Origin of the sequence: Maribacter sp. PR1 (genome assembly GCF_028464145.1) — a bacterium.
In the GTDB taxonomy this organism is placed as follows: Bacteria; Bacteroidota; Bacteroidia; order Flavobacteriales; family Flavobacteriaceae; genus Maribacter.
The window spans coordinates 373116-392342 of the sequence record NZ_JAQPCG010000006.1 but is presented as its reverse complement, the minus strand read 5'-3'; the positions used below and the strand labels follow the sequence as shown (position 1 = coordinate 392342).

The window sequence follows — 19227 nt, the reverse complement described above, 5'->3', positions numbered from 1 at the left end:
AGGCTTGCGCATAACGCCCCTTCCCGTCCTTGGACGGGAGGGAGCACTCCTTTTTTCTAAACTTTCTTTCCTCTTTGCAAAAGCATCGTGCTTCCTTTTTTTAAGGTACCTGTTCCATTATTATGTCATACTTCGGCTACGCTCAGTATCCGTATTAAAACATTGAAGATTTAGGTGGCCATGGCGACGGGGCACACCCCTTACCATTCCGAACAGGGAAGTTAAGACCGTTTGCGCCGATGGTACTGCTATACCAAGTGGGAGAGTAGGTAGCCGCCTTCCTCGAAGCCCCTTACCGTTAGGTAAGGGGCTTTTTTTATTTTATAATGTCTATGTTAGACGTAGTTCTATACGCCCAGATAAATACATATTTTTGATTCCAGCAATGGAGAATTCCAGTTTACCTAAAGAAGAAATCTATAATACAGTTTCACACATAGTCGGAACACTTTTCTCAATTATAGGTTTCATTATACTTTTAAATGTAAATACAAATAAATCGGAATATGCAGGCCTTAGCCTTATAATATATAGTGTAACATTGGTTTCTATGTTCTCGGTATCGAGTGCATACCATATTGTATTAAGTGAACACTATAAAAGAAAGCTTAGAATTTTAGATCACATTAATATTTATTATTTAATTGCCGGTACCTATACACCTGTAGCTTTAATAACTCTACTTAATGGAAATGGATGGTTCATATTTTACATTGTTTGGTTTATTGCAGCCTTAGGTACTTTACTTAAATTATTTTTCACCGGTCGCTATGAGTATATATCCCTATTTCTTTATTTAGGAATGGGCTGGTTAATTATTTTTGACTTTGAAAATTTGATGAACAATACGACTACTATTGGTGTGTTTCTTTTGTTCTTGGGAGGACTATTCTATACTGTTGGAATTTTATTTTATGCTATTGAAAAAATCAGATATAATCACTTTATTTGGCACTTGTTTGTATTGGCAGGGGCAATTTGTCATTGGTTTTTTATTTATTTGGATGTAGTCTAACAACTTCCCATTCGCATTTAGATGATAATGGTGTTCAAGAGCACAAAAACTTTTATAAATAAAAGGTATAATGGTATTTTGTCCCCTTAGAGGATTAAATACATCAAGATAGATTAAGTAGTGAAGGGGTACTTTTATAACTTTAAGGAACTATCATCACATTGCAAACCACCCGTAGCATACAAAATTCCATTCAAGAAAAAGGATAATAAACCTGGATTTTCATAACTCTGGGGATTATGTGAAGGCGAAGCGTAGAACACCCTACCTTTGCCATATTTTTTTATCCATGCCAAGTACTGAATATTTTCTTCGATCTCCTTATTTTTTCCTTCTATTTTATCTGCCTCCATATATAGTAAGGGTTTAAAATCATAGTTAAAGTAGGCATTATCAAAAAAATAGGGCTCGTCTATATGCTCGAAACCTTTACCTTTAAAACCTTTTAAAAGTGTATGTTTCTTATCTGTAAGTTTCACTTGAATAACTTGCTGTTTTGGATGATAGTCAAAGCTTCCTCCCATCATTTCACTAAACTGTTTTGACTTGTTCAGCATGGTAATCCCTCCGTGTAGAACAACCAATCCATTTCCTTTGCGGATATAATCTAAAAGTCTTTTTTCATATTGTTCGGCTTTGGACCAAGCTTCGTCAGTAGCTATCGACTCATCCTCTTTAAAAACATCGAAGAAAATATTTCTATTATCCCTCTGCGAGCAATTGTTATTTAAGATTATAGCGTCAAACTCCAATATATTTTCTTCATTAAACATTTCAATATCATTGGAGGTTGTAATTTTAAAGTTTCCGCTTCTTTCAGCAATTCCTTCGATAACAGCTTCTGTATGCGGCACTGTCCAATGATCAAAACCTGTAAACAGGGAAAAAATTAAGATATTTTTCTTTACTTCAAGTTTGGGATAATCGTTAGGTAGTTTTGAGACTATTGAATTGGTCCATTCATCCGTTAGTTCAAATGGTTTTAAGTCTTGGGAATGTCCAGTGAAAATAGAAATCAATAGGCAGGCTAAATATAAATAGGGTTTCATAAATTCTTTTATATTCAATTTCTTTTTAAAATAATTGATTTTTGCTAATGTAATTAAATTTAATTTCTTGAATAAGTCCGGTTGTGATAGTATAAAAAAGTCTCTAAAATATTATTTTTAGCTCTTTCTAGACTATGGACATATTACAAGTGGAGTCTTTAAAGTCATCAAATTAGGTATAATCTAAATATTCAATACTATAGTATTTATGAGTGATTTGTTTTCATTAAAAGATAAGATTTTCGCACTCTCTGGTGGTACGGGAACCTTGGGTGGTTCTATTGCCAAATATCTTGTAGAGCAAAATGCCAAAGTAATTTTACTCGGTAGGTCTACTAAGAAGTTAAGGGATAAAAAAAATGAGCTGGATGCTATTTCTAAGGATAGTACGTATACCTATGAGGTGGATGTTTTAAATGAAGAAGCATTAAACGAGGTAAGAGAAGAAATCGCACTTCAATTCGACGCACTAGATGGTTTAGTTAATCTTGCAGGGGGTAACATTCCGGGAGCCACATTAAGTGCTAATCAAAATATTTATGATATAGCACTATCAGATACACAAAAGGTATTGGATATTAATCTCTTCGGCACCGTAATACCTACAATTGTATTAAGCGGAATAATGGCTAGGCAAGGCTATGGATCCATTATTAACATATCCTCCATGGCTTCCAAGCAGGCTATATCAAGAGTGTTGGGATATTCAATGGCAAAGGCTGGTGTCGATACTTTTACCCAATGGATGGCCAATGAAATGGCCTCTAAATTCACGGGCAAAATTAGGGTCAATGCTATTGCACCGGGGTTTTTTATAGGAAATCAAAATAGAAGTTTATTGACAAATGACGATGGTTCGTTCACGGATCGAGGCAATAAAATAATAAATAATACTCCTATGGCCAGATTTGGTGATGCTTCGGAACTTAATGGGATGGTTCATTACTTACTAAGTGATGCATCTAGTTTTGTAACTGGTGTCTGTTATGACGTAGATGGCGGTTTTAACTCTTTTTCAGGGGTATAATAATAATAAGAAAGAATCTTATTCCTAGAATTCGCTTAGGGTTGAAGAATATCTTTATAGGCTATAAAAAATTCTTCGACCTTAATCATTTTTTCATTCAAAAACGCCATAGTTTGAAGCCAAGTAGTTTTATTATGGATGGAAACGTCGTTAAGGTCTACATGAATTCTAGAAATTTCCTTTTGATTTTCTAGTATATAGTATTCTTCAAAAATAGCTTTCGGAAGAAAATCTTGTTCTAATGTCGATTTAAGGGACAATAGTTTTTCCCAAATCAATATTCGCTGTTCCAAATCACCATCTATGTCCATGGATACCATTGCTTTTTTGGTCGTAAAATGAAATTTGAAGCTAAGACCTTTGATTTTGGTCTTGTAAAGTATCCATTTGCGTGGATAAGATTTTCCAAAGGAAATCCAGAATTCTTCCCGGAGTTTTCGTGATTCCTCTTTACTGAACATTAGAGAAAGTAGGCTATGGTTATTCCCAAAGTAATCACGATTAATTTTCTGAGATTAAATTTATGTCCTTCGGAACTTTCAAAAAGTATGACTGTTGAAATGTGCAACAACACGCCTATTACTATAGCATTTAATTGGACCAAGTTATCTTTTACAAAACTAAAATGGGTGGCTAAATATGTTCCTAAAGGGGTCATTAGCGAGAATAGAAGTATGAAAAACCCTGAGATTATGGGCCTTAGTTTTGTACCTAATAGGAAGATGCTGAGTATAATTGCTATAGCAATTTTATGAATTAGGATGCCATATACTATACCGGTATTTTCAGATAAGGGAATACCCTCCAACAAGGAATGGATGGATAGGCTTCCAAATAGCAACCAAGGAAAGGTATTGTTTTCGTAAGATAAATGAACATGTCCATGTTCGGCACCTTTTGAAAAGAACTCTAAAAAAATCTGTAATAGTATACCAAGCATAATAAAAATGCCAATACTCCTGGCATTTGAATGTTCATAGACCTCTGGTAATAATTCAAAAATGGTAAGTGCTAAAAGGAAAGCGCCACTAAAGGCCAACAATAACTTAAACCGGTCTTTTTTCTTGGGTTTGGTGAAGTACACGAAAATAAAACTCAACAATACCCCAAGAATAGGCAGTAAATAAATCATTTGGTGGTTGCTATTAGTATTTGAATTGCGCGGTATAAAATCCATGCTACATCAAAATTAACGTATTTTTGCAGTATGTTAAACATAGTTTATGGGGAATAATTTTAAGATGATAGCCAAAACACTTTTTGGTTTTGAGGAAATATTGGCGAAGGAATTAAGAAATTTAGGAGCGGGAAATGTACAGGAGGGAGTTCGTAACGTTACCTTCGATGGTGATACTGGGTTTATGTACAAAGCCAACTTAAGTTTAAGAACCGCCATCAAAATTATAAAACCCATAAACTCTTTTCTGGTTTCCAACGAAAATGACCTGTATCGTAAAATCTACAATCTAGACTGGACCGAATACTTATCCGTTGATGATACCTTTGCAATAGACGCTACTGTTTTCTCGGATAATTTTACCCATTCACTTTATGTTTCACAAAAAACAAAAGATGCCATTGTAGATAAGTTCCGTGAAACGGATGGAAAACGTCCCAATGTGGATGTAAAAAATCCGGATTTACGAATCAATATACATATACATCAGAACAATTGTAATGTATCCTTGGATAGTTCGGGCGCATCATTGCATCATAGAGGTTACAGAATAGCTACCAACATTGCCCCGATAAATGAGGTATTGGCAGCTGGCCTTTTGTTAATGAGCGGTTGGGATGGACAGTGTGATTTTTTAGATCCAATGTGTGGTAGCGGTACTATGCTGACAGAGGCCGCCATGATTGCCTGTAATATACCGGCCAATATAAATAGAAAAGGTTTTGCATTTGAAAAATGGCCTGATTTTGATGAGGAACTTTATGAAAAAATAGTGGATGCCAGTTTAAAGAAAACAAGGGAATTTCATCATAAGATTACAGGGTTAGATAAAGCCCCTTCGGCCGTAAGAAAAGCTATTGATAATATTGAAAATGCAAATCTTTCCGAATATATTGCGGTGAGACGAGAGAACTTCTTTAAAACTGAAAAAGAAACGGAAGGTCCCTTGCATATGTGTTTTAATCCACCCTATGGCGAGCGCTTGGATATTGATATGCAGGATTTTTATGGCTCCATAGGTGATACTCTAAAACAAGGTTACCCTGGAACCAATGCTTGGTTGATTACCTCAAATTTGGACGCCTTAAAATTTGTTGGCCTAAGACCATCTAGAAAGATAAAAGTCTTCAATAGCCATTTGGAATCAAGATTGGTTAAATATGAGATTTATGAGGGCAGTAAAAAGGCTAAACACAAAAATAATTAATGCACAGTTATGAAATTAAAACATAAAGCACTTCTATATAATTTTTTAGGTTTTGCCATAATTTTCTTGATAGCTCGGTTTGGTTTGGTCTATTTGCTAGAAGTTAAACCTTTTTATTATGCTATTACATCTGCCTTAATAGCCATGTTACTTGCCCCAAAGTTCGCTGTAGCCCAAGTGAATAGTTCAAAAAAATTAATGATGAAGTGGATTTTTTTAAAGGATGTAAAGGAATTATAGCTATTGTTGGTTTTCTAACTCCTCAATTTCTTTTTCAACTTTTTTCTTCTTTTTATACAAAGGTAAAAAGTAAGATATGGAATAGTTATAGCCCACACCAAATCGGCTTCCATCCGTTACTTTATTAAACCCTGGTATCCAAAGGTTTGGAAAACGGTCATCACCACCATCAGAATTGGAAACTAAAATACCTAACCTTACACTGGCCCCTAAGAATATATTGGCGAAAAGTTCCACTTTAGTACCAAATATTGCTTCCACCCAGGCAGCGGAACGCCCAGAAAACTCCTGGGACACATTGGAACCTTCTGCAAAAGATTCTGGATTCCAGTATCTATTGCTATTAAAATATTGGTAATTATTTAAGGTCTGACTAAAACTACTGAATGCGAAACGCCCACCATAAAAAATTGAATTCTGCTCCCCATACCAGTTGGCATATGTGTTATTGTCAACACCCACTTTTATATAACTTCCATTTGTTGTAAAGTTGTACAGATCTTCTTGTTTTGTTTTGTCTTCTGCACCTAATTCGGCAGCTATATATAAATTTTGTGTCAACCTATAATCAGCAACCAACTCAAAACCTGAATAATTATCATTCAAGGAAGAAATAATAGGCCTACTTAGATCAATTCCTGCTCTAAGGCCATAGGATTGTCTATACTCAACGGTATCCTTGGGTTTTGTGTCAATGGGTTTACTCTGTGCAACTATTGACATTGCACTAAAAAGTAAAAGAATCCTAGTGAAATATCTTAACATGGGTAGAATCTGAATTTGTTACGCTGGCCCTAAGTACTTCAATATCCGCTATCCAATTTCCGGATCCTGACTGCAAGTCGGTAGTTAAATTATCGTAGTTTATAACAAAACCACAAGCACGAGATATAAAATCCTCTATTCGATTATAATTGAAGGTTAGGGTATCTATATTTCCGGTTTCTTGACCATCGTCATTAGTAGCTGAATTTGAAATAAGGTAAAAGGTAGTCTCATCGTTTTCCGTTTTTAATGGAATGTTTACACTGCTTACGTTAGTTCTATCGGTGAACGTATTTATAGTAATATTCTGTCCCTCACCTACAATTCTTAAGCTGGTTACATCTTTGGTGGCAGAGGTATCGGAAACATTATAAAACTCCAATACTAGTAGGGGTGTATCACCTTCCACACAAATATCATCCTTTTCACAAGAGGATATTACAATTATGGCAAATAGGCTTAAACAGACCCAATGAATTTTGTTCATGCTATTTTTTCTTTTCCAAAAGTACAACATTTTCAACGTGGTGTGTTTGCGGAAACATATCTACGGGCTGCACTTTAACCACATTGTAAGTGTCTTTCATCATCTCCAGGTCCCTTGCCTGTGTTGCACTATTACAGCTTACATAGACTACACGTTTGGGAGCTATATTTAGAATTTGCTGCACTACATCTTTGTGCATGCCATCCCTTGGAGGGTCGGTTATGATAACATCCGGGGTTCCGTGTTGACTAATAAAATTGTTATTAAAAACATTCTTCATATCTCCAACAAAGAAATCCACATTATCAATTTTATTTCTTTCTGCGTTGGCCTTGGCATCTAAAATGGCGTCTGGAACCGATTCTATTCCAATAACTCTCTTGGCGTTTTTAGAGACAAATTGGGCTATGGTTCCTGTACCCGTGTACAGATCATAAACCAGTTCATCTCTCGTAAGCATAGCAAAATCCCTGGTAATCTTATAAAGTTCATAAGCTTGCTCCGAGTTGGTTTGATAGAAGGATTTGGCTGTTATTTTGAACTGAAGCCCCTCCATCTCTTCAAAAATATGATCCCTGCCGGAAAAACATACCACTTCTTGGTCGTATATCGTATCATTTTGTTTTGAGTTGATTACATAAAGCAAAGAAGTTATTTCAGGAAATACCGATTTCAAATGGTTTAAAAGTAGTTCTCTCTTTGTTTTGTCATTCTCAAAGAATTGTATGAGGACCATAAGCTCTCCTGTTGAGGACGTTCTGATCATTAAGGTACGTAGCAATCCGTATTGGTTTCGTGGATTAAAGAAAGTAAGTCCATTTTCAATGGCAAAGTTTTTGGTTTCCAATCGTATGGCGTTGGAAGGGTCACGCTGAAGGTGACATTTTTTTATGTCGAGTATTTTGTCCCACATACCAGGAATATGAAAACCCAAAGCATTTTTATTTGCTATTTCTTCTTCGGATTTTATTTCCTCTAGTGTGAGCCATCTACTATCAGAAAATGAAAACTCCATTTTATTTCTGTAAAAATATTGATCTTTAGAACCTAAAATGGGATGTAACTCGGGTAGTTCCAAATGACCAATTCTCCTCAGATTGTTTTCGACCTCTTTTTGTTTGTAGTATAACTGATGCTCGTAGCCCATGTTTTGCCATTTACAACCACCACAAACACCAAAATGTTGACATTCAGGAGTTGTACGCTTTTTGGATAGGGTGTGAAAGTTAATGGCCGTTCCCTCAAAATAGTTTTTTCTTTTTTTATGCGTTTGAACATCCACCACATCGCCGGGTACGGCATTGGTTAAAAAAACAACCCTACCGTCCGGTGCCTTACCAACGGTTTTTCCTTTTGCACCGGCATCTACTACTTCAACATTTTCAAAAACGATTCTCTTGTTCTTTTTTCGCATGCGGCAAAAATAACAGGTTTCTTTGGATTGTTATGAAGGATATGGATAGTATTAACATGGGATTTTAACCTCTTACGGAGTTGCTTTAAAATGATCCCTATTATTTGTACTTTTGAAGCTCTACAAGGATGATTTCTCTCCTACGCTGAATTTTCGTCCCGATGGCCATCGGGATTTCGAAAGGAAAAAGGTACAGAAGGAATTGCTAAAGTTTTATTTAAAGTAATTTTTATCATGTCAGTTTTAGAAAACATCAGTTCTGAAGACGCTATGGCTTTGGAAAATAAGTACGGAGCCCACAATTATCACCCATTACCTGTAGTACTAAGTAAAGGCGATGGTGTTTACGTTTGGGATGTGGAAGGAAACCAATATTTTGATTTTCTTTCTGCCTATTCCGCAGTAAATCAAGGTCATTGCCACCCAAAAATAGTTGGCGCAATGACGGGACAGGCTCAAACGTTAACCCTAACATCAAGGGCCTTTTATAATGATAAACTAGGTGCGTTTGAGAAGTATGCCACCGAGACTTTTGGTTTTGATAAACTCCTACCCATGAATACAGGTGCTGAGGCTGTAGAAACTGCTTTAAAAATATGTAGAAAATGGGCCTATGAAAAGAAAAATATTCCAGAGAATGAGGCAGAAATAATTGTTTGTGAGAATAATTTTCACGGCAGGACTACTACTATTATTTCATTTTCCAATGACCCAGTAGCCCGAAAGAACTTTGGGCCGTATACTGAAGGTTTTATAAAAATTGAATATGATAACCTGACAGCGTTGGAAGTAGCTCTGAAAAATAATAAAAACGTGGGTGGCTTTTTGGTAGAACCCATACAAGGTGAGGCTGGTGTTTATGTACCTTCAGAGGGTTACCTAAAGGAGGCAAAAGCACTTTGTGAGAAGTACAATGTATTGTTTATTGCCGATGAAGTTCAAACAGGAATAGCCCGTACGGGTCGACTTTTGGCTACTTGCGGAAATTGCTCGTGTGCAGACAAACATTGCAGCGGCACGCCAGAGGTAAAACCGGATATTTTAATTTTAGGCAAAGCACTTTCTGGAGGTGCATATCCTGTTTCTGCTGTTTTGGCGAACAATGAAATAATGAATGTAATTCGCCCTGGTAATCACGGGAGTACATTTGGTGGGAATCCGATTGCCGCAACAGTAGGTATGGCGGCCCTGAAGGTTATAAAGGATGAACGCTTGGCCGAAAATGCACAGGAATTGGGTGAATTGTTTCGTTCTCGTTTGAATGAATTTATCCCCAATTGTGATTTGGTGAACTCAGTTAGGGGAAAGGGCCTATTAAATGCTATTTTAATAAACGATACCGAAGAGAGTTCAACTGCGTGGGATATTTGTATGGCACTTAAGGAAAATGGATTGCTGGCAAAACCAACTCATGGAAACATTATACGGTTTGCCCCACCATTGGTTATGACCAAGGAACAATTAATGGAGTGTGTTACCATTATTATTACAACATTGAAAAATTTTGAAAAATAAAAAAATCCCCAGGGTGTTCCTGGGGATTTTTATTTACTTATCGATTCCAATTTCTAGAATTCTCCAGAAGACATTATCAAGGCTACAATGGCCCCGAAGTATATAATGGTGAAAATGAGATAGATTAGGGCAAGACCCAAACCTATATAAGAAAGTATTCTTCCCGTTTTTGCATTTTCATAACCGCTATAACTATTGTTCATGTCCGTATTGAAGATATTCTCTGCCTTTTTAGCACTGCTAAGACCAATAAAACTGAATATGGCACCAAAAGGGCCACAACAAAATATAGTCAATACTATTGATAATATGCCAAATGTAAGGGCATTGCTAGCTCCTGGTAATGGTTGTGTATTCATTTTAATTACTCTTCAATTCCCCATTGTTCCATCATATCCCGGGATTGTTCCATATATGCATCCCAACCTCCCATGGACATGATTGAGTAGATAGACCATAATAAGTAAATTGCTCCTAAAGCAAGTACAACTATAGATATAGTCTTGGCAGTTTTTAAAGTACTGTAGTTAGAGTAATTTTCAGGATTTTCCTTATACAATTTTTCGTCCTTTAAGGCGAGAAATAAAGCAATTCCGCCAAAAAGAACTCCCGGAAGACCAGCAAAACAGCAGCATATAAATCCTAAAATGGATAATACGATTACAATAGTAACATTGGGTAATTTTTGTTGTTCCATAATTTTTAAAAGGTTTGGTTATTTAAATTTAAGTACGTAATTAATCAATATGACACCTACAGTGGTTACCATTAACACGTTGGTGATGACGTTGGAATATTTTAATTTAAGTGTTTTTCCAAATACTAAAAAAGAAAATAAGATTATCATTGGATATATGGCGGGATACATTTTAAAAGCCTCAACAAATTCTCCTTTGAATAAAAATAAGGCAGATCGCTGTAACCCGCATCCAGGACAATCTACCCCAAATATTTGTTTTGTAAAACAAGGAAGCATATACTTTTCAATACTTATAATATAAAATATAGCCGAAAGATGCATAGTAATTATAATTCGCAAGCTGAAAATTACCATTATTTTTGGGTAATTAAAACAAATTTATGGCTGATTTTAAAATAGGGGATAAGGTGGAAGCTGTTGATGATATAATCAAAGGAGAGGTTACTAAAATTGAGGGCTCCTTGATAACTATAATAACCGATGATGGATTCCCAATGCAATTTCAAGAAAGTGAGTTGCTTAAGATGACCGGTGATATTAAGGTTAGTAACTTTGAGGTGGCCCAAGTAAAAAAAGAAAAGGAACTACCTAAAAAGAAACCTAAAAGAACCATAAAACCTAAGGAAAGAAATCAGCCTAAAATGGAGGTGGATTTACACATCAACCAATTGGTTACCAACCCAAAGGGAATGAGTAATTTCGATATGCTTAATCTACAATTAGAAACCGCAAAACGTCAGTTGGATTTTGCCATGCGCAAACGAATACAAAAAGTCGTTTTTATCCATGGCATAGGGGCCGGTGTCCTTAAAGAGGAACTTTATTATTTATTCAGGAAATACGAGAATGTAAAATATTACGATGCCGACTATCAAAAATATGGACTTGGGGCTACGGAAGTTTATATTTTTCAAAACTATTGAAGCTATAGGCTTGTTGTAATCGTACCAAATTCATTTATTCTTAAATCCGTTATCCTGCTATCGTTACCGGTGATTAACGAAATGCCACTTAGACGTATAGTGTGCTCAAAGGTGACTGAATCCGTAGCGGTAGTAGTAATGTAAATAATACCGTCCTCAGCGCTTATCTCCTCCGCTACTATAGGTTCTACGGGTGGTACATCGTCACAGAAATAACTGTTGGATACATCACCTGAAAATATTCTGTAGATAACAGAACCGGATTCATTCACATTTACCGCTATGTCTTCCAAAGTTACTTCATTAGCTATGGCTCCATTCGGTAATTCTAAAATGAGCGCTTCATCCCCGTTTATCTTAAACAAAACATTAGAGGCTGTAGAAGAAACTTCGCCACAACTTTGAACGGAGGTAATACTGTCAAAATCTAATGTTTCTATTTCTAAATCTCCATCGTCGCAAGATAAAAATAGAACGCAAATCGCACTAGCAATATATTTCTTCATTAATTTATTTTTACAAACCTCAACAAAGCAATGGTTCTAAAAAGATTAGTAACTCAATGCAAGTTAACCATAACCGTTTTGAAGTTATTCAAGAATATTTAGGACTCCTTAGATAGTTCAAATTTAAATTAATTATTGGATATGGGTTGACAGCTTTACGGCCATTTAAGCGTAAATTAACTTAAATTCAATTATTTTTGCTCTCTCTAAAATTACTGCACCAGAAATGAAACATGTTTATCTTGATAATGCTGCGACCACACAAGTAAGAGAAGAGGTAATCACGAAAATGCAGGAGGCCTTGACCAAAAATTATGGAAACCCTTCTTCTACACATAGTTTTGGTCGGACGGCAAAAACAGCCATAGAGAGTGCCAGAAAAACTATCGCCAAATACCTCAATGCACAACCATCTGAGATAATATTTACCTCTGGAGGTACAGAGGCCGATAATATGATTTTAAGAGGTGCTGTCAAGGATTTGGGAGTACAGACCATTATTACTACGAAAATAGAACATCATGCCGTTTTGCATACTGTGGAGGAGTTGGAACAATCTGGACTCATTAACCTTTGGTATGTTCAACTAGACGCTGATGGGAATCCAGATAGAATTCATCTAAAAGAATTATTGGAAAAGGACGACTCCAAAAAATTGGTAAGCCTTATGCATATTAATAATGAAATAGGTAATAAACTGGATATTGCCTCCATTGCCAACTTGGTAAAGGAGCATGGTGCGTTATTTCATTCCGATTCTGTGCAATCCATAGGTCATTATCATTGGGACGTAAAGGAAGTGCCAGTGGATTTTTTGGCCGCTGCGGCTCACAAATTTCATGGTCCAAAAGGAATTGGCTTTGCATTTATTAAAAAGAACTCCGGACTTAAGTGTATGATATCCGGTGGATCTCAAGAGCGTGGTTTTAGAGCTGGAACGGAGTCCTTCCATAATATTGTAGGCCTGGAAGAAGCTTTTGTATTGGCCTATGATAATTTAGATGAAGAACAGGAATATGTGAAGGGGTTAAAAAAATATTTTATCGCTAAGGTAAAAGCTGAAATTCCTGATGCCAAATTCAATGGATTATCTGGTGATATGGAAAATAGCACCTATACACTTGCAAATGTTTGTTTGCCCGTTACCCCGGAAAAGGGCCTGATGTTATTATTTCATTTGGACATTAAAGGTATTGCTTGTTCAAAAGGAAGTGCCTGCCAATCTGGAAGTGATAAGGGATCTCACGTACTAAACGAAATTCTGCAAGAAGAAGACTTCAATAAACCTTCACTTCGATTTTCTTTTTCAAAGTACAATACAAAGGAAGATATAGATTTTACCGTAGAAGTTCTAAAGGATTTTACTTTAAAGTAGCCCGGAGATATTTTCTCAGTTATTTTTTCTATCCTTTTTGCGTTCCCTTTCATAAGGAAATTTCCTTATGGCAAGTTTCATCATTCTGTCAATAAGGTCGGTTGTATTTTTTCCGGTCTTTTTATTGATTTCCTTTTCATACTTCCAAAGTAGCTTTCCGGTATCACCATCACTTATCTTAACACCTATTCTTCCATAATTTGCATTACCTGAGAAATAATCCGTTATACTAAAATCGGTGGAAACTCCTTTGGATAATAGAACATTCAAATCTAACGTACCACTGATAATACCGTCTACGCCCAAAATTTCACTGAGCTGTTTTGTGGTAAAAACATCGATATTGCTGTAATCGATATCATTCTGTGCCAATATTGCTTTGGTGTCCTTTATATTTTGAAAATTTACGGGAAATTTCTTTTTTTTCTTTCTTTTGGAAAAATAGGTTTCTAAGGCATCCTGTACGGCATAGCCTTCCTTTTCTTCCAATGACTTCAAGTCATCTTCATTCGCCATGTTCTTTAAATCCAAGTTTGTCAAAAAAGGTAAAATGGCCAAAACTCTATGATCATCACTCAATTCATCAAATTGGGCGTTTTCATAAATATTTTTTTGGGCGCTTAAGGTTAAGGTGCCCAAAAGAAAAAAATAAAGGATAACTTTCTGCATTTTATACTACAATCTCATTTGAAGTCTTAAGTTAAGAACCCTAGAGGTAAGATAGTTAGGCACTGCGTATTCGTTCTTGCTATCTACATCTCTAACCCACGTGTTTGTTATGGAATTTTGATTATTGAATAGATTAAAAATTTCAAAACCAACACTTAATTCTTTAAAAGAGCTTAACCAATGATTCTCATTAAAGGTCTTGTTCTTATCTGCAAAAATATAGGAAATTCCTAAATCTGCACGTTTATAATCTCTTAATCTATTCTGAAATATATACGGGTCCGCATAACTTGGAGAACCTCCCGGCACCCCTGTGGAGTATACTAAATTTAAGTACATCTTAAATTCAGGAATGTTAGGAATATAATCCTGAAAAAGTATACCTAATTTCAACCGTTGATCGGTAGGTCTAGAAATATAACCTCTGTTACTCCTATTTTCCTTTGTTTGTAAGTAACCGACACTTACCCAAGATTCCGTACCTGGAACAAAGGCACCGTTCATTCTAAATTCCGCTCCGTATACATAAGCTTCGGCGATATTGTTTGCACTATATCGTATTCTAACATCCTCAAGTGTATAAGGATTAACATTGGTCAATTTTTTAAAATAGGCCTCACTGGTCAGGGAAAAAGGTCTTTCCCAAAGTATGAAGCTATATTCGTTCCCTACCACAACATGAAAAGATTTCTGTGCTTTTACATTTGGATTTATGGTCCCGGTACTATCCCTTAGCTCTCTGTAAAAGGGTGGCTGATGGTAGAGCCCTGTGGCAATTCTGAACAACATATCCTTTTTCCAATCCGGTTTAAAAGCGACTTGTGCCCTTGGACTTACTACAGTGTGAGATACTTTTTCTATACCCTTTCCGCTAACGGTCCAATGTTGTGAGCGAATTCCTAGATTATAGTAAAATGAATTTTCACTCCATTTGGTTTGGGTTGCCAATTGAGCAAATCCAGAAAATCGATTTGTTTTTACAAAATTGGTTGCACTTAAACTTTGATATGCCTCGAGAGGCGCTTCAAAAGGAGTTTCTGGTTGATTGTTAACAAATTCATTTCCTGGCGGTCTGACCGAAAAACCTAGGGAGTCAATAAATTCTGACTCCCTAAGCTGGTCTCGAATATCCTCATGAGTATATTTTAGACCCCATTCTATTTGTGTTTTGTCTTTTTGATATATTCCTTTATGGCCAAGATTAAAAATTAAAGCATCCAAATCATTTCTCGCCCGATTAAACTGTGAGCCGATGCCCCTTGAGTTGGTAGGTTCGCCAAATTCTTCGCTGCCTAGGTTGCTAACCACTTCACCTAATTCGTAGCTCGCGATGATATCTGAGTATTCCTCTTCGGTAGTGTGATACATTGAGGAGATGAGTTTTAGGACGATATTATCATTAAGAAAATAATTGCCTTTAATTGCTCCAAATGCTGTCGAGTATCTGTTTGCCTCCTTGCCTTCATAAAATATGGTTAGTGCTTGGGGCGAATCCAATGTGCCAAAATTCGTCTGTCTTCGTCGTGGCTCATTTTTGTAATTATTTATGGACAAGTTTCCTAATACATTCAGGTTGAATTTGTTAGAAAACTGATAGGTTATAAAACTCTGAACATCTGTAAATGATGGATTCAGATTGCCTTGCGTCTGTAAGCTATTCAATAAAAGTGAATTGTTTCTGTATCGAAATCCAGTTGTACTGCTAAACCTGTTGTTTTTAGAGCGTGTATCCATGGATACTTTGGCACCTAAAAAACTAAAATCTCCCTTTAGGGAAAATGCAGTTGGGATTTTGTATTTGATATCAAGTACGGATGATAGCTTATCACCATACTTGGCCTGAAAACCTCCGGGAGAGAACTTTACATCTTGCACCAAGTCACTATTCACAAAACTCAGACCTTCTTGTTGTGCGGAACGAATTAAAAAAGGGCGATAAACCTCAATCTCATTGATGTAGACCAAATTTTCATCATAGTTCCCGCCGCGCACTGAATATTGCGTGCTTAACTCATTGTTGGAGGTTACACCTGGTAATAACTTCAATATATTTTCAACGCCGGCATTGGCTCCAGGTATTTTTCTTATTTGTTCTGGTGATATGGATAAGATTTCCACTGATTCTTTATTACCGCTAGACGTTACGGTAACCTCGTCTACTTGGATGGCATCTGATTTTAGAATTGGATGAAATTCAAATGTCTCGTTGGTATTAAGTATTAGGTTCTCGAGAACTACTTTTTGATGGCCTATGTGGGAAAAAGTTAGGTTAGCTTTTACATCCGCGACAATTTCTAGAAGGTAAAATCCGGAGTCATCGGTATAGGTGCCTAAATCCCCTGACCTAATACCTACATTGGAAATAGGATTTTCATCCTCGTCCAAAACTATCCCTGTTACTGTCGCGGTTTGGGCTACTCCTATAGAGCAACACAATAAGATTAAGAAATAAAAAAACTTTCTAAGCTTCAAAGATTTTATTTTCTATAAAAGGATGTGGTCAACACACTGGTATTGCCTACATTATCAGTAACGGTAACTTCCAGAACACATTGCTTTTTATCTAAAATCTTATCATCAAAATTGTAGGTAAGCGTATTTCTTTTGGGTTCATATTCCATAAGAATCCATTCACCGTTCAGTGTAGCAGAGTACGTATTAACACCACTTAGGTCATCTGAAATAAAAACACTTAAGTACCTGTAATTATTCAACCATTGCTGTTCCTTAAAATTCTTGGTTCTAATGGTCGGTGATAGGGTATCCTTGGCTAAGGTATATGTTCCTAAGTTCCTAGTCCTCGCCGTAAACGTATTTCCCCGTTTATAGGTGCTTAAGTGACTTGGGTTTAATTCATCGTCCAATCTAGCTATGAACAGTTGTTCCCTGTCCTCCTCGCTATATTTATCAACGTCAAAGGTAATCGTGAAGTTACGATGGGCAGGAACGGTATTTCTATGTATGGTTACGGTATCTTGTCCCTTTTTTAAATCGATATAAAAATCTTCATAGAAAGTATTTTCCGGGAAGTAAACCTTGGCTCCGCCCAAATCGAAATTGTTGGGTTTTTTAGCGATTATATAATTATCGGTCCTATCGTCCTCTTTTTGAATCTTCACTTCTTCCGCCTTTCCTTCTACAGGTATATCCAGCTTGACGTCATTACCCATTAAATCTTTTATGACCAATTGAAGGTTATAGCTAAGCCCCTCCCTTACTTCAATTATTCCATTGTTATAAAGTTCATCGTAAATACTGAGATAGTTCCCTGGAGATTTGAACAATTTTTGAATTCTTTGTCTATACCTTCCAAAATAATTATAATCTATCAGTGTATTTATATATCTGGTTTCCCCGAAGGAAAAGGATTCAAAATCATAGGAACTATAGGTCTTACCGTTTACAGTGAGTGATACCTCATAAATCCCATTTTTGTTCGCAGCCAAATCCAGTCTGTCGTAACCGACGAACCCGATTCCAATTTTGCCTAGAGCGTTGACCTTATCCGCCAGGTAGGAACCATCCGCCTGCCGACTAAAATTAACTTGAATTTTTTCTGCGCTTTGGTTTACTCGAGAACTTTCCGATAAGGGGTAGACAAAAAGTTTTTCAAGTGTAGGGTTTGTAGCATCCGCTACATCGATACCATAAAGTAAGGGGTTTGTGGGCTTTTCGGAAATACTGCTTCTAATTTCAAAATGAAGGTGAGGCCCAGCCGAGCCACCAGTGTTTCCGCTATATGCGATAAGCTCTCCTTTTTCAATTTTAAGTTCCCCGTAGTTTGGGAACACCTCCACTTCATAAGACTTCTTACTGTATTGAAGCTTTTTAATGTATTCCTCTATTCTGGGAGAAAATTTCTGAAGATGTCCGTACACGGAAGTATAGCCATTAGGATGTGCAATATAAATTACCTTGCCGTAGCCCCATAGTGATACTTTGATTCTGGTAATAGTGCCTTCGGCTATGCCATAAACAGGAAGTCCCTCCCTTTGTTGCGTTTTTATATCTATACCTGCGTGAAAGTGATTAGAACGTAACTCGCCAAATGTACCCGCTAAAATAATAGGAATATCCAATGGGGACCTGAAGTAATCTTGTGGATACTTCTCTTGCGCAAAAATGGAAACTGAAAATATAAGTAGTAGGGCAACCGTAATTTTCCTCATAGCAGTGTTAAGTTAGTACGAAAGTAAATAATAGGTATCAATCCATGAAAATTGATTATGTCTAAAATGCTCAAATTGATTAAGCTCTCGTGTTTACGGATAATGGCAAAGTACTTGAAAGAATATTTTTGAAAAGTATTGCTAAGTCTGCAAACGAATGTTAACTTTGTGTAAATCGCATCGAATTTTTGTATGAGCGAATTAATTCAAATCGTTGATTCCTTAGAGAATAAAATTAGTAAGTTGCTTCATAGGTTGGAGGTTTTAGACAAGGCTAATAGGACGTTGGAAGATGAATTAAATCATATTAAATCCAATCAGGTAAACGCACAGAAAACTGTGTCGGAATGGGAGGAAAAATATAATTCGCTCAAACTAGCAAATTCAATGCTTGGCAGTAATACAAACAAAACTGAAGCTAAGCTTAAAATAAATACATTGATAAGGGAGTTGGATTATTGTATAGCGCAACTTTCGGAATAATGTAAACTAATATGTCGGAAAAGCTCAAAATAAAGCTCTCAATTGCGGATAGGGTTTATCCTTTGACTATAGACCCAAGCCAGGAAGAGGGTTTAAGAAAGGCGGCCAAAAATATAGAACATTTGGCCAAGAAATTTGAGCAGAATTATGCTGTAAGGGACAAACAGGATGTATTGGCTATGTGCGCCTTGCAGTTTGCTTCGAAAATAGAGCAGAAAGGCATTGAACAGACTGAAGGAACCAAAGAAGCCGAGGAGCGTTTAAAAGCGCTTTCGGAATTGGTGAATTTACAGCTTGCTTCAAAATAAAAACGTTCTTATAAATACATTAAGTTACTGCCCACATTGGTATTATCTTTTGACGAACTCAACACTAATTAGTTTAAAAAGGGTGAGTTTAGGTTGTAAAAGCAAGCCTTACTAGTATAAGGATCCTTGATCAGTCTGTTAGCCCTAAACCTGTTTATAGGAGTTTGTACAAAACTTCTCCAATGTGGGCTTTTTTTT

General features: G+C 36.4%; 22 protein-coding genes, 1 rRNA gene and 1 other RNA gene. 11 read left to right on the top strand and 13 right to left on the bottom strand.

The features are described 5' to 3' along the window. Positions 1 to 170: 170 nt before the first annotated feature. A 5S ribosomal RNA gene (gene rrf / locus PP182_RS14475) occupies positions 171 to 282 on the top strand. Between the two features lie 91 nt (positions 283 to 373). Continuing rightward, on the top strand, positions 374 to 1015 hold the full coding sequence (gene trhA / locus PP182_RS14470; protein WP_330097999.1) for a PAQR family membrane homeostasis protein TrhA: 642 nt from the start codon (positions 374 to 376) through the stop codon (positions 1013 to 1015). Positions 1016 to 1149: 134 nt separating this feature from the next. Here the strand turns inward: trhA and PP182_RS14465 are convergent, their stop codons facing one another. After that, complete coding sequence (locus PP182_RS14465; RefSeq protein ID WP_272651980.1) at positions 1150 to 2064, bottom strand: ThuA domain-containing protein; 915 nt, start codon at positions 2062 to 2064, stop codon at positions 1150 to 1152. 208 nt (positions 2065 to 2272) lie between these two features. Here PP182_RS14465 and PP182_RS14460 point away from each other — a divergent pair, with 208 nt between their 5' ends. Beyond that, complete coding sequence (locus PP182_RS14460) at positions 2273 to 3091, top strand: SDR family oxidoreductase (protein WP_272651979.1); 819 nt, start codon at positions 2273 to 2275, stop codon at positions 3089 to 3091. A 35-nt stretch (positions 3092 to 3126) separates the two neighbouring features. Here the strand turns inward: PP182_RS14460 and PP182_RS14455 are convergent, their stop codons facing one another. Together PP182_RS14455 and PP182_RS14450 are read right to left on the bottom strand one after the other, a co-directional pair. Next, entirely contained in the window at positions 3127 to 3552 is a 426-nt protein-coding gene (locus tag PP182_RS14455) for a DUF4268 domain-containing protein (protein WP_272651978.1), read from the bottom strand. Next, positions 3552 to 4223 carry a ZIP family metal transporter gene (locus tag PP182_RS14450; protein ID WP_272651977.1) on the bottom strand — a complete coding sequence of 224 codons (672 nt, stop codon included), beginning with the start codon at positions 4221 to 4223 and terminating at the stop codon, positions 3552 to 3554. The genes PP182_RS14455 and PP182_RS14450 overlap by 1 nt, the downstream gene beginning before the upstream one ends. A gap of 91 nt (positions 4224 to 4314) precedes the next feature. Here PP182_RS14450 and PP182_RS14445 point away from each other — a divergent pair, with 91 nt between their 5' ends. After that, complete coding sequence (locus tag PP182_RS14445) at positions 4315 to 5475, top strand: THUMP domain-containing class I SAM-dependent RNA methyltransferase (protein ID WP_272651976.1); 1161 nt, start codon at positions 4315 to 4317, stop codon at positions 5473 to 5475. Between the two features lie 9 nt (positions 5476 to 5484). Beyond that, positions 5485 to 5715 (top strand): hypothetical protein, encoded by a 231-nt coding sequence (locus PP182_RS14440; protein ID WP_272651975.1) that lies wholly within the window; start codon positions 5485 to 5487, stop codon positions 5713 to 5715. On the opposite strand, the gene PP182_RS14435 is transcribed toward PP182_RS14440, so the two are convergent. Genes PP182_RS14435 through rlmD form a run of 3 tightly spaced genes read right to left on the bottom strand, consistent with a single transcriptional unit; the run spans position 5716 to position 8381 of the window. Beyond that, positions 5716 to 6438: a DUF6048 family protein gene (locus PP182_RS14435; RefSeq protein ID WP_330097998.1), complete on the bottom strand. Its 723-nt coding sequence runs from the start codon at positions 6436 to 6438 to the stop codon at positions 5716 to 5718. 22 nt (positions 6439 to 6460) lie between these two features. After that, entirely contained in the window at positions 6461 to 6967 is a 507-nt protein-coding gene (locus PP182_RS14430) for a DUF6452 family protein (protein WP_272651973.1), read from the bottom strand. Between the two features lies 1 nt (position 6968). Continuing rightward, positions 6969 to 8381, bottom strand: coding sequence for a 23S rRNA (uracil(1939)-C(5))-methyltransferase RlmD (gene rlmD / locus PP182_RS14425; RefSeq protein ID WP_272651972.1), 1413 nt, complete (start codon positions 8379 to 8381; stop codon positions 6969 to 6971). Between the two features lie 234 nt (positions 8382 to 8615). Between rlmD and rocD the strand changes: the two genes are divergently transcribed. Further along, the gene (gene rocD, locus PP182_RS14420) at positions 8616 to 9896 is read left to right on the top strand and encodes an ornithine--oxo-acid transaminase (protein WP_272651971.1); all 1281 of its coding nucleotides are present in this window, start codon (positions 8616 to 8618) and stop codon (positions 9894 to 9896) included. 53 nt (positions 9897 to 9949) lie between these two features. Here rocD and PP182_RS14415 read toward each other — a convergent pair whose 3' ends face one another. Genes PP182_RS14415 through PP182_RS14405 form a run of 3 tightly spaced genes read right to left on the bottom strand, consistent with a single transcriptional unit; the run spans position 9950 to position 10872 of the window. Beyond that, positions 9950 to 10255 (bottom strand): CCC motif membrane protein, encoded by a 306-nt coding sequence (locus PP182_RS14415; protein ID WP_272651970.1) that lies wholly within the window; start codon positions 10253 to 10255, stop codon positions 9950 to 9952. Positions 10256 to 10260: 5 nt separating this feature from the next. After that, positions 10261 to 10593 carry a CCC motif membrane protein gene (locus PP182_RS14410; protein ID WP_272651969.1) on the bottom strand — a complete coding sequence of 111 codons (333 nt, stop codon included), beginning with the start codon at positions 10591 to 10593 and terminating at the stop codon, positions 10261 to 10263. Positions 10594 to 10611: 18 nt separating this feature from the next. Then, positions 10612 to 10872, bottom strand: a complete 261-nt coding sequence (locus tag PP182_RS14405) for a DUF2752 domain-containing protein (RefSeq protein ID WP_272651986.1) — start codon at positions 10870 to 10872, stop codon at positions 10612 to 10614. Positions 10873 to 10976: 104 nt separating this feature from the next. Here PP182_RS14405 and PP182_RS14400 point away from each other — a divergent pair, with 104 nt between their 5' ends. Then, on the top strand, positions 10977 to 11519 hold the full coding sequence (locus PP182_RS14400; RefSeq protein WP_272651968.1) for a Smr/MutS family protein: 543 nt from the start codon (positions 10977 to 10979) through the stop codon (positions 11517 to 11519). 2 nt (positions 11520 to 11521) lie between these two features. On the opposite strand, the gene PP182_RS14395 is transcribed toward PP182_RS14400, so the two are convergent. Beyond that, positions 11522 to 12025 carry a hypothetical protein gene (locus PP182_RS14395; protein ID WP_272651967.1) on the bottom strand — a complete coding sequence of 168 codons (504 nt, stop codon included), beginning with the start codon at positions 12023 to 12025 and terminating at the stop codon, positions 11522 to 11524. A gap of 226 nt (positions 12026 to 12251) precedes the next feature. On the opposite strand from PP182_RS14395, the gene PP182_RS14390 reads away from it, so the two are divergent. After that, positions 12252 to 13400: a cysteine desulfurase family protein gene (locus PP182_RS14390; RefSeq protein ID WP_272651966.1), complete on the top strand. Its 1149-nt coding sequence runs from the start codon at positions 12252 to 12254 to the stop codon at positions 13398 to 13400. A 15-nt stretch (positions 13401 to 13415) separates the two neighbouring features. Here PP182_RS14390 and PP182_RS14385 read toward each other — a convergent pair whose 3' ends face one another. The 3 genes from PP182_RS14385 to PP182_RS14375 are packed head-to-tail and all read right to left on the bottom strand — an operon-like array spanning position 13416 to position 18238. Beyond that, a complete protein-coding gene (locus tag PP182_RS14385; RefSeq protein ID WP_272651965.1) occupies positions 13416 to 14069 on the bottom strand; it encodes a hypothetical protein in 654 nt (217 codons plus the stop codon). Between the two features lie 6 nt (positions 14070 to 14075). Then, entirely contained in the window at positions 14076 to 16541 is a 2466-nt protein-coding gene (locus PP182_RS14380; protein ID WP_272651964.1) for a TonB-dependent receptor, read from the bottom strand. Between the two features lie 5 nt (positions 16542 to 16546). Then, the gene (locus PP182_RS14375) at positions 16547 to 18238 is read right to left on the bottom strand and encodes a M23 family metallopeptidase (RefSeq protein WP_272651963.1); all 1692 of its coding nucleotides are present in this window, start codon (positions 18236 to 18238) and stop codon (positions 16547 to 16549) included. 192 nt (positions 18239 to 18430) lie between these two features. On the opposite strand from PP182_RS14375, the gene PP182_RS14370 reads away from it, so the two are divergent. The 3 genes from PP182_RS14370 (at position 18431) to ssrS (ending at position 19195) form a co-directional block, all read left to right on the top strand. Next, positions 18431 to 18721: a hypothetical protein gene (locus PP182_RS14370; RefSeq protein ID WP_272651962.1), complete on the top strand. Its 291-nt coding sequence runs from the start codon at positions 18431 to 18433 to the stop codon at positions 18719 to 18721. Positions 18722 to 18732: 11 nt separating this feature from the next. Beyond that, positions 18733 to 19029: a cell division protein ZapA gene (locus tag PP182_RS14365; RefSeq protein ID WP_272651961.1), complete on the top strand. Its 297-nt coding sequence runs from the start codon at positions 18733 to 18735 to the stop codon at positions 19027 to 19029. A 56-nt stretch (positions 19030 to 19085) separates the two neighbouring features. Then, positions 19086 to 19195, top strand: a non-coding RNA gene (gene ssrS, locus PP182_RS14360) — 6S RNA. Positions 19196 to 19227: the final 32 nt, after the last annotated feature.

Bases quoted from the DNA above. Each gene is read 5' to 3' on its own strand.
- PP182_RS14430 (WP_272651973.1), bottom strand. From the start codon at position 6,967: ATGAACAAAATTCATTGGGTCTGTTTAAGCCTATTTGCCATAATTGTA.
- PP182_RS14400 (WP_272651968.1), top strand. From the start codon at position 10,977: ATGGCTGATTTTAAAATAGGGGATAAGGTGGAAGCTGTTGATGATATA.
- PP182_RS14455 (WP_272651978.1), bottom strand. From the start codon at position 3,552: ATGTTCAGTAAAGAGGAATCACGAAAACTCCGGGAAGAATTCTGGATT.
- rocD (WP_272651971.1), top strand. From the start codon at position 8,616: ATGTCAGTTTTAGAAAACATCAGTTCTGAAGACGCTATGGCTTTGGAA.
- PP182_RS14460 (WP_272651979.1), top strand. From the start codon at position 2,273: ATGAGTGATTTGTTTTCATTAAAAGATAAGATTTTCGCACTCTCTGGT.
- PP182_RS14405 (WP_272651986.1), bottom strand. From the start codon at position 10,872: ATGCTTCCTTGTTTTACAAAACAAATATTTGGGGTAGATTGTCCTGGA.
- PP182_RS14395 (WP_272651967.1), bottom strand. From the start codon at position 12,025: ATGAAGAAATATATTGCTAGTGCGATTTGCGTTCTATTTTTATCTTGC.
- PP182_RS14415 (WP_272651970.1), bottom strand. From the start codon at position 10,255: ATGAATACACAACCATTACCAGGAGCTAGCAATGCCCTTACATTTGGC.
- PP182_RS14365 (WP_272651961.1), top strand. From the start codon at position 18,733: ATGTCGGAAAAGCTCAAAATAAAGCTCTCAATTGCGGATAGGGTTTAT.
- PP182_RS14410 (WP_272651969.1), bottom strand. From the start codon at position 10,593: ATGGAACAACAAAAATTACCCAATGTTACTATTGTAATCGTATTATCC.
- PP182_RS14445 (WP_272651976.1), top strand. From the start codon at position 4,315: ATGGGGAATAATTTTAAGATGATAGCCAAAACACTTTTTGGTTTTGAG.
- PP182_RS14370 (WP_272651962.1), top strand. From the start codon at position 18,431: ATGAGCGAATTAATTCAAATCGTTGATTCCTTAGAGAATAAAATTAGT.
- PP182_RS14450 (WP_272651977.1), bottom strand. From the start codon at position 4,223: ATGATTTATTTACTGCCTATTCTTGGGGTATTGTTGAGTTTTATTTTC.
- PP182_RS14385 (WP_272651965.1), bottom strand. From the start codon at position 14,069: ATGCAGAAAGTTATCCTTTATTTTTTTCTTTTGGGCACCTTAACCTTA.
- PP182_RS14375 (WP_272651963.1), bottom strand. From the start codon at position 18,238: ATGAGGAAAATTACGGTTGCCCTACTACTTATATTTTCAGTTTCCATT.
- PP182_RS14435 (WP_330097998.1), bottom strand. From the start codon at position 6,438: ATGTCAATAGTTGCACAGAGTAAACCCATTGACACAAAACCCAAGGAT.
- PP182_RS14440 (WP_272651975.1), top strand. From the start codon at position 5,485: ATGAAATTAAAACATAAAGCACTTCTATATAATTTTTTAGGTTTTGCC.
- rlmD (WP_272651972.1), bottom strand. From the start codon at position 8,381: ATGCGAAAAAAGAACAAGAGAATCGTTTTTGAAAATGTTGAAGTAGTA.
- PP182_RS14390 (WP_272651966.1), top strand. From the start codon at position 12,252: ATGAAACATGTTTATCTTGATAATGCTGCGACCACACAAGTAAGAGAA.
- PP182_RS14465 (WP_272651980.1), bottom strand. From the start codon at position 2,064: ATGAAACCCTATTTATATTTAGCCTGCCTATTGATTTCTATTTTCACT.